The sequence below is a fragment of the Streptomyces sp. MB09-02B genome (assembly GCF_033794485.1).
In the GTDB taxonomy this organism is placed as follows: Bacteria; Actinomycetota; Actinomycetes; order Streptomycetales; family Streptomycetaceae; genus Streptomyces.
Window position 1 is genome coordinate 1 of record NZ_JARGEE010000386.1, and the last position, 8,499, is coordinate 8,499.

The 8,499-nt window shown below is 70.1% G+C and carries 8 protein-coding genes; 5 read left to right on the forward strand and 3 right to left on the reverse strand.

Annotation, left to right across the window (positions count from 1 at the left end; translation table 11 throughout):
* On the reverse strand, positions 1–1,294 hold a 1,294-nt coding region (locus P1P70_RS35340), incomplete at its 3' end, for a M6 family metalloprotease domain-containing protein (RefSeq protein WP_319245131.1).
* A gap of 292 nt (positions 1,295–1,586) precedes the next feature.
* Between P1P70_RS35340 and P1P70_RS35345 the strand changes: the two genes are divergently transcribed.
* Together P1P70_RS35345 and P1P70_RS35350 are read left to right on the forward strand one after the other, a co-directional pair.
* A complete protein-coding gene (locus tag P1P70_RS35345; protein ID WP_319245132.1) occupies positions 1,587–2,246 on the forward strand; it encodes a helix-turn-helix domain-containing protein in 660 nt (219 codons plus the stop codon).
* A gap of 140 nt (positions 2,247–2,386) precedes the next feature.
* Complete coding sequence (locus tag P1P70_RS35350) at positions 2,387–3,928, forward strand: MFS transporter (protein ID WP_319245133.1); 1,542 nt, start codon at positions 2,387–2,389, stop codon at positions 3,926–3,928.
* A 193-nt stretch (positions 3,929–4,121) separates the two neighbouring features.
* Here the strand turns inward: P1P70_RS35350 and P1P70_RS35355 are convergent, their stop codons facing one another.
* Entirely contained in the window at positions 4,122–4,628 is a 507-nt protein-coding gene (locus P1P70_RS35355; RefSeq protein WP_319245134.1) for a MarR family winged helix-turn-helix transcriptional regulator, read from the reverse strand.
* A gap of 210 nt (positions 4,629–4,838) precedes the next feature.
* Here P1P70_RS35355 and P1P70_RS35360 point away from each other — a divergent pair, with 210 nt between their 5' ends.
* Positions 4,839–5,624, forward strand: a complete 786-nt coding sequence (locus tag P1P70_RS35360) for a class III extradiol ring-cleavage dioxygenase (protein WP_319245135.1) — start codon at positions 4,839–4,841, stop codon at positions 5,622–5,624.
* Positions 5,625–5,868: 244 nt separating this feature from the next.
* The gene (locus tag P1P70_RS35365) at positions 5,869–6,216 is read left to right on the forward strand and encodes a DUF1330 domain-containing protein (RefSeq protein WP_319245136.1); all 348 of its coding nucleotides are present in this window, start codon (positions 5,869–5,871) and stop codon (positions 6,214–6,216) included.
* A gap of 52 nt (positions 6,217–6,268) precedes the next feature.
* On the opposite strand, the gene P1P70_RS35370 is transcribed toward P1P70_RS35365, so the two are convergent.
* Positions 6,269–6,787 carry a GNAT family N-acetyltransferase gene (locus P1P70_RS35370; RefSeq protein ID WP_319245137.1) on the reverse strand — a complete coding sequence of 173 codons (519 nt, stop codon included), beginning with the start codon at positions 6,785–6,787 and terminating at the stop codon, positions 6,269–6,271.
* Between the two features lie 193 nt (positions 6,788–6,980).
* On the opposite strand from P1P70_RS35370, the gene P1P70_RS35375 reads away from it, so the two are divergent.
* Positions 6,981–7,979, forward strand: a complete 999-nt coding sequence (locus P1P70_RS35375) for an RNA polymerase sigma factor RpoD/SigA (RefSeq protein WP_319245138.1) — start codon at positions 6,981–6,983, stop codon at positions 7,977–7,979.
* The last annotated feature ends 520 nt before the right edge of the window (positions 7,980–8,499 follow it).

Sequence of the window (8,499 nt, forward strand, 5' to 3'; positions counted from 1 at the left end):
CATCCACCCCGGCCACAGCGATCTCCACCCCCGCCCTCGCGTCCTTGAACGTCTCGCCGGGTACGAGCGGCGCGTCGGACAGCTCCGCGTGGACATTGGGGCTGCGCGTGCACCCCCCGCTGTCCCGCCGCGAGTCATGGACCCTGATCGGCCCGTTCCCGGTGTCGACGGTCGCGTCGACCCGGTAGACCAGCACCCCCGGCCGGCACACCACCGCATCGTTGCCCGCCCGCGTCCGCAACTCCGCGACGTACGCCGTACGGGAACTGAGCGGCACCACGACCAGCTTCGCGCCGCCCCCGGAGGCGAGCGGCGTCAGGACGTACTCCGCGGAGCCGACCGTCGCCACACACGCCACCTGCGTCTCGTCGAGCCACCCGAGCTTCCACTTGTGCCAGCCCAGCAGATCGTTGTCGACGCCCCAGTCCTCGCTCATGATGTCCCAGTGCCCGACCGCAGCCCCGCCCTCGTGGGTGTAGAGGTCGGGAAGGCCGAAGACATGGCCGTTCTCGTGGGGGAGGACCCGGTACCCGGTCTCCCCGTACGAGCCCGAGCCGTCGTCCTGGCGGCTGTAGACGAAGGACGCGTTGGCGACCGGCACACCGTCCGCGACCGGCGCCTCCCGGTTGCCCGCGAACGTCACCGACAGGACGGTGTCCAGGGCGGAGGGACCCGCGTTCGGGGTGACGAGGACGTTGACGAGGTCGTACGACCGAAAGTCCACCAGCGGATCGGCGACCCGCACCATGTCCTGGACCAGCCGGCGGTAGCCGGGGTCGAAAGGGGCGCCGCGCTCTATGTCGTAGGAGCGGAAGGATCTCGGCATCCGCAGCCACTCGGTGAGCGGGGCCTCGGGACGGTAGTCGACACGGCCGTACGAACTCGTCCTGAACCACTTCTGGGTCTGCGGCGCGAACTCCGTGAAGCGGTCCATCGCGCTGCCCTCACCGGGGGCGTCCGAGAAGTCGATCATCAGGTTGAGGGCCCGGACCGTGCCGGTGGAGCGGGAGTAGCCGGGCGGGGTCGGGATGCCCTCGGACATCTGGGTGCCGAGCGGGCCGCGGATCATGCAGGGGCCGAGCGCCGAACCGCGGACCACGGCGGTGGCCCCCGCGGCCGTCGTCGTGTCCTTGGCCATCAGGCGTCCGGTGCCGGCGGAGGTGCTGACCGCGAGCGTGAGGGCGGTGACGGACGCGAGCGCGACGGCCCGGCGCGGACGCGTCCGGCGCGCACGGGTCCGCCGGGGGCGTATCCGGCGCGGAGGTATCCCGCTTCTGCGGAACGGCTGCTGCATGCCCGCGCCCTTCGCTCCACGGCAGCCGTCCGGTGACAAGGCTGCGCCCTCTCGATCACCCTGGGTCGCGGGCTGCGCGGGCGCGCGCTGGAAGGGCCGAACGTGGGGTTCACCTGGACGGCTCCCGCCCCGGGGTCCCATGTGACCCAGGTCACGCGAAAAGATCTCGGAGTGGGGAAATAACCGGGGATCGTTTCCCCGTTTAACCCTTCGTCCGAGCGAAACGGGGACTCCATCCCCGGATCGTCACCGGGTGCCCCCCACACCACTGGATCAGGCAGAGGAGTACGCCGTGGAGAGCAGCACCGCCACCGCCGTGCGTCGCAAGGTGCCTCGCCCTCGGGCGGACGCCCTGCGCAACCGGGAGCGGATCGTCACCGCCGCCCGGGAGATGTTCGTGGAGTTCGGCCCCGAGGTGCCGCTCGACGAGATCGCCCGCCGGGCCGGTGTCGGCAATGCCACGCTGTACCGCAACTTCCCGGACCGTGACGCACTGGTCCGTGAGGTCGTCTGCTCGGTCATGGACCGCACGGCCCTCGCGGCCGAGGCCGCGCTCGCCGAGACCGGTGACGCCTTCGAGGCGCTCTCGCGCTTCGTGCACGCCTCGGCCGACGAACGGGTCAGCGCGCTCTGCCCGATGATCCAGAGCACGTTCGACAAGAACCACCCCGACCTGGAGGCGGCACGCGAGCGCCTGGAGGAGCAGGTCGAAGGGATCATGCGGCGCGCCCGGGACGCCGGGCAGCTGCGCTCCGACGTGGGTGTCGGCGATCTGATGATCGCCGTCAGCCAGCTCAGCAGGCCGCCGGCCGGCACCCAGTGCGCGGGTGTCGACCGCTTCCTCCACCGCCATCTGCAACTGCTCCTGGACGGACTGCGCGCCCCGGCCCCCTCCGAACTGCCCGGCACCCCGGTGACCGTGGAGGACCTACGGAGGCCGTGCCCGTCCTGAGATCCAGCCCTGACCCGCCTGACCCGCCTGACCCGCTGAGAGTTCACGGCCGTCGACGCTGACGAGCCGCCACCCCTCCGCGCCCTTTCCGTCACCCGATACCGATCCTTCCGTCACGAAGTCCCGAAGTGGGTATCCCCATGTCCGAAACAGTCGGCACAGCCAAAACGTCCGAGACCGGCGACGCGCACGCCAACCGCTGGAAAGCGCTCGTCTTCATCGCCCTCGCCCAGCTGATGGTCGTGCTCGACGCGACCATCGTGAACATCGCCCTCCCCTCCGCCCAGCAGGACCTCGGGATATCCGACGGCAACCGGCAGTGGGTCATCACCGCGTATGCCCTGGCCTTCGGCGGTCTGCTCCTCTTCGGTGGCCGTATCTCCGACATCTGGGGCCGCAAGCGCACCTTCGTCACCGGCCTGATCGGCTTCGCCGGCGCCTCCGCACTGGGCGGCGCGGCCACCGGTGAGGCGATGATGCTGGGCGCCCGCGCCCTCCAGGGCGTCTTCGGCGCGCTGCTCGCGCCCGCCGCGCTCTCCCTCCTCGCGGTGATGTTCACCGACGCCAAGGAGCGCGCCAAGGCGTTCGGCATCTACGGTGCGATCGCCGGTGGCGGCGGCGCCGTGGGCCTGATCCTCGGCGGCTTCCTCACCGAGTACCTGGACTGGCGCTGGACGTTCTTCGTCAACATCCCGTTCGCGGTGATCGCCGCGGTCGGCGCGTACCTCGTCATCCGTGAGCCCGAGGGCAGCCGCAACCGCTCCCCGCTCGACATCCCCGGTGTGGTCCTGTCCACCCTGGGTCTGGTCTCCCTGGTCTACGGCTTCACGCGAGCCGAGTCCGAGGGCTGGGGCGACTCGATGACGATCACCCTGTTCGTCGCCTCGGCGGTGCTCCTCGCGGCCTTCGTGTTCGTCGAGTCCAAGGTGAAGGCCCCGCTGCTGCCCCTGCGCGTGCTCCTGGAGCGCAACCGCGGCGGTGTCTACCTCTCCCTCGGCCTCGCGATCATCGCGATGTTCGGCCTGTTCCTCTTCCTCACCTACTACCTGCAGATCGTGAAGGGGTACTCCCCGGTCAAGACGGGCTTCGCCTTCCTGCCCATGATCGCGGGCATGATCATCGGCTCGACCCAGATCGGCACCCGCCTGATGACCCGGGTCGCGCCGCGCCTGCTGATGGCCCCGGGCTTCCTGGTCGCCGGTCTCGGCATGCTCCTGCTGACCCAGATGGAGGTCGGCTCCTCGTACACCACCCTGCTCCTGCCGGCCCAGCTGCTGCTCGGCCTCGGTATGGGTACGGCGTTCATGCCGGCGATGTCCCTGGCGACCTACGGGGTCGAGCCGCGTGACTCGGGCGTGGCCTCGGCCATGGTCAACACCTCCCAGCAGGTCGGCGGCGCCATCGGCACGGCCCTGCTGAACACGATCGCTGCCTCGGCCACCACGTCCTACATCGCGGACCACATCGGCTCGGCCACCTCGAAGCCGGCCGCCCAGCTGGTCCAGCTGGAGGGCATGGTCAACGGCTACACCAACGCCATCTGGTTCGCCGTGGCCATCCTCGTGGCCTCCGCCGCCATCGCCTTCACCCTCATCACGACGGGCAAGCCCGACATGACGGCGTCCTCGGCCGAGGGCGATGACGCGACGAACGAGGTCAAGGTCCCGGTGATCGCCCACTGACCCCGGAACCGGAACCCGACGGGCACCGATGACGGAGCGGGGTGGAGCAGGGACTGGAGTCCCCGCTCCACCCCGCGCCCCGTCAGGGGCGCGGGGAACTACGCGACAAGCCCCCGCTCACGGGCACATCTCCACGACAGAAAGACCTCTGCCCCCTGCTCCCCTTACCGCAGCTACGGAAAGGCCCCGGCCCCTACCGCAGCCACGGCAAGTCAGCACCCGCCTCCGACGGCTGAAGCCCCTCCGCGACGATCCCCATGATCTCGCCGAGGGCTTTCTGCTGTTCCGGTGACAGCCGGTCGAACATCGCCTGCCGCACTGCCGCGACATGCCCCGGCGCGCTCTTGGACAGCATCTCGAACCCGCCGTCCGTCAGCACCGCGAACTGCCCCCGCTTGTCCACGGGACAGTTCTCGCGCCGCACCCACCCGTTCTTCTCCAGCCGGGCCACGGCGTGCGACAGGCGCGATCGCGTGATCTTCGTCTGCATCGCCAGCTCCGTCATCCGCAGCCGCCGCTGCGGCGCGTCGGACAGCACCACGAGCAGGTGGTAGTAGAGGTGCGGCATGCCCGCGTCGCGCTGCAACTGTCGGTCGAGATGGTCTTCGAGCAGGGTCGTGGCGTGGACGTAGGCGAGCCAGGTGCGCTGCTCCTCGTCGGTGAGCCAGCGGGGTTCTTCGTCGGCGGATGCGGTCGTCATACCCCCACTGTACGAGGCTCCTCCTTGAAATTTGAACTATAGAGATGTAAGGTGAAACAAGAAATATTGAGACTTCAACTACTGGGGAGTTGGGAGAGGTCTCAGGCGCCCGGAGTGACGGGCGCGAGCCAAGGAGACAAGAAGCGACCGCCGGGCCCACCGAGGCGTGTGTGTCGTGTGCGTCGCGCATGTGTTGAGGGAGTCACCCCTATGTCCGCCGCCACCGCCGAGCGCATGCCCGCCCTGTACCTGAGCCACGGGGCCCCGCCGCTCGCCGACGACCCGATCTGGCCCGGCGAACTCGCCGCCTGGGCCGCGACCCTGCCCCGCCCCAAGGCCATCCTCATGGTCTCCGCCCACTGGGAGGAGGCCCCCCTCGCCCTCGGCGCGGTCGAGACCATTCCCCTGGTCTACGACTTCTGGGGCTTCCCCGAGCACTACTACAAGGTCCAGTACGGCGCCCCGGGCGCCCCCGAGCTGGCGGCCTCGGTCCGCAAGCTGCTCCAGGCCCCCGGCACCCCCGTCCAGGACATCCCGGACCGGGGCCTCGACCACGGCGCGTACGTCCCCCTCGTCGAGATGTACCCCGACGCCGACATCCCGGTACTGCAGATCTCCATGCCGACCCTGGACCCGCTGAAGCTGATGGACGTCGGCCGCAAGCTCGCCCCCCTCCGCGACGAGGGCGTGCTGATCGTCGGCTCCGGCTTCTTCACCCACAACCTGGCGGCCCTCCGTCAGCCCGGCGTCCCCACCTGGTCGACCGAGTTCGACGACTGGGGCCACCGCGCCCTGGAAACCCGCGACTGGGACGGCCTCCTCGACTTCCTCCACAAGTCCCCGGCCGGACAGCTGGCCCACCCCCGCACGGAGCACTTCGCCCCCCTCTTCGTCACGATGGGCGCGGCCGAGGCCGCCGGTGAACTCGACGCCCAGAAATCGGTGATCGACGGCTTCTGGATGGGCCTGTCGAAGCGTTCGGTGCAGTTCGGCTGACCCTCCGGGCGCCTACGCGGGCGCGGGCGTAGGGGCCGGGCGTGGGCGTGGGCCGGGCGCGGGCGTGGGCCGGGCGCGGGCCGGGGTCGCTTACCTGAAAGGTCATCGACCCGGGCCCGTACGCCTGCCAAGCTCGACGGCGTAGACAGCCCAACCGTCCCGACCGACGGGAACCGGCCCGACCGACAGGGGCCGGTCCGCCCGACCGGGTCGCCCCGACGACGGGACCGACCGGAGGACACGCATGCCCGCCTACGCCATAGCCCACCTCAAGGACGCCGCCCCGCACCCGGAGATCGCCGAGTACGTCGAGCGCATCCCCGCCACCTTCGAACCGTACGGCGGACGCTTCCTCGTGCACGTCACCCCGCACGAGGTGAAGGAGGGAAGCTGGCCCGGCGCCGTCGTGATGATCGGCTTCCCCGGCATCGCCGAGGCGCGCGCCTGGTGGGACTCGCCCGAGTACCAGGAGATCGCCCCGCTCCGCACACGCCACATCGAGGGGGACATCATCCTGGTCGAAGGGGTACCCGAGGACTACGACCCCCGCGCCACCGCGAAGGTCATGCGGGAGTCCCTGGCCGAGCGGTGAGTCCGGAGGACTCCGCGATGAGCCCCGGGGGCCCGGAGAGCCTCATGGCGTCTCACAGCTCCTTCTCGTACCAGGCCACATCCCAGTACCGACCGAACTTCCGCCCGACCTCGCGATAGGTGCCGACGTGCCGGAACCCGAAGCGCTCGTGCAGCCGGGTCGACGGCACGTTCGGCTGGGCGATACCGGCGTAGGCGCGGTGGATGTCCTCGTCGGAGAGCGCCTCGAACAGTGCCTTGTACAGCAGCGTGCCCACGCCCCGGCCGCCCGCGTCCGGGGCGAGGTACACCGACACCTCCACCGAGGTGTCGTACGCCGCCTTCGGACGGAACGCGCTGCTCGTGGCGTATCCCAGAATCCGCTGTGAACCCGTCTCGGCGGCAACCATCAGACGATGCCGTCCGTCTTCAAGGTGGGAGAGCAGCCAGGGGCGGCGCTCTTCCGGAGTGAAGACAGCGGTATCGAATGTGATGGGCGTCTCACGGACGTAGTGGTTGTAGAGGTCGGTGAGGGCGGCGAGGTCGGCCTCGACTCCCGGTCTGACCTGCACCTCTGCGGACTCCGTCGACATCGCGCCTCCTCCTGCGGCGGCACAGGGTACTGCAAGATCAGAAAAATAGTGGGACGGGTGGGGAATTCTGTCCTGATTCCAGTCGTTGTTTCCTTCGGAAGCAGGGCACTCGGGAGAGTGTCCGAGCGGCCGCATCACGACCCACGTAGGACCAGATACGACCCTGCCAGCCCACCATCGCAAGGGAGCACGCATGGCAACCCGTGCCGTCGCCGCTCGTCGTTCGTCCGCCTCCGGCCGGACCGACGCGGCTCGCAGCGTTCGCGCCTCTGGCGGCGAGATCGCCGACCGCGACCTGGTCGGCATGTACCTCGACGAGATCGCGCGTACACCGCTGCTCGACGCCGCCAAGGAAGTCGAGCTGTCCCAGATCATCGAGGCGGGTGTGTTCGCACAGCAGATCCTCGACGGCGAGGAAGAGGCCAGGGCGGACGCCAGCTCCGAGGAGCTCGAAGCCCTGGTCGCCGACAGCGAGCGGGCCAAGGACATCTTCATCCGATCCAACCTGCGCCTCGTGGTGGCCGTCGCCCGGCGGTACCCGCGCAGCGGCCTGCCCCTGCTCGACCTGATCCAGGAGGGGAACGCCGGCCTGGTCCGAGCGGTGGAGAAGTTCGACTACCGCAAGGGCTTCAAGTTCTCGACGTACGCCACCTGGTGGATCCGTCAGGCCATCACCCGTTCGATAGCCGACCAGTCGCGCACCATCCGGCTGCCCGTCCACCTCGTGGAGGAGCTGGGCCGGATCCGCCGTGTGCAGCGCGAGTTCAACCGCGAGCACGGGCGCGACCCCGAGCCCGCCGAGATCGCCGCCGAGCTCGGTTCCAACGCGGACCGCGTCAGCGACGTCCTCGACTGGGCCCGCGACCCGGTCTCGCTGAACATGTCGGTGGACGACGACGGCGACACCCAGTTCGGCGACCTGCTGGAGGACACCTCCGCGGTCTCGCCCGAGCAGTCCGTGCTCACGCTGCTGCGCAGCGAGGAGCTGGACGGCCTCATCGGGCGCCTCGACCAGCGCACCGCGTCCATCATCAAGATGCGGTACGGCATCGAGGACGGCCGCGAGCGCACCCTCACCGAGGTCGGCAAGGAGCACGGCCTCACCCGCGAGCGGATCCGTCAGATCGAGAAGCACGCCCTGCTCGAACTGAAGAAGCTCGCCCGCGACACCGGCTTCGACGCCGCCGCCTGATCCGGCCCGCACACCGACCAGGGCCCCGTAACGGCCCGCCCCCTGGGGCCGCCACGGGGCCCGGCCCGGACCTACCGGCGTACGCCGCCCGCCCGCTGGAGGAGACCTCCACGCACACTTCGGCTGTCAGTCGGCCACGCCCTGGCCGAATGTCAGCCACGCCTGACCGTAGGCCGGCCACGATGGGCCGTACTCTGCCGCCAATTGGCCGTACTGTGCCGCTACTTGGCCGTACTACGTCGCTTCAACTCCCCGTTCCCGGGGCACAAGACTTCCGGGCGCACGACTTCACCGGCCCGGAGCCCTCAGGCCCGGGACCCGGAGTTCGACCGCCCGCCTTGACCGCAGTCATCCGAAGCCGAGTCCCGACGCTCTCCCCCCAGCGCCGGGACTCTCCCAGAGCCGGGCTTCGGCGCCTCCCCCCCTGGCGCCGAAGCCCGGCTCGAACTCCGCCACGCTTCCGTGCCCGCTTCCGCCACCGCTGCCGCTCTGCTTTCTTCCGCCCCGCCCCGCCCTGCCC

Bases quoted from the DNA above. Each gene is read 5' to 3' on its own strand.
- P1P70_RS35350 (WP_319245133.1), top strand. From the start codon at position 2,387: ATGTCCGAAACAGTCGGCACAGCCAAAACGTCCGAGACCGGCGACGCG.
- P1P70_RS35370 (WP_319245137.1), bottom strand. From the start codon at position 6,787: ATGTCGACGGAGTCCGCAGAGGTGCAGGTCAGACCGGGAGTCGAGGCC.
- P1P70_RS35355 (WP_319245134.1), bottom strand. From the start codon at position 4,628: ATGACGACCGCATCCGCCGACGAAGAACCCCGCTGGCTCACCGACGAG.
- P1P70_RS35360 (WP_319245135.1), top strand. From the start codon at position 4,839: ATGTCCGCCGCCACCGCCGAGCGCATGCCCGCCCTGTACCTGAGCCAC.
- P1P70_RS35375 (WP_319245138.1), top strand. From the start codon at position 6,981: ATGGCAACCCGTGCCGTCGCCGCTCGTCGTTCGTCCGCCTCCGGCCGG.
- P1P70_RS35365 (WP_319245136.1), top strand. From the start codon at position 5,869: ATGCCCGCCTACGCCATAGCCCACCTCAAGGACGCCGCCCCGCACCCG.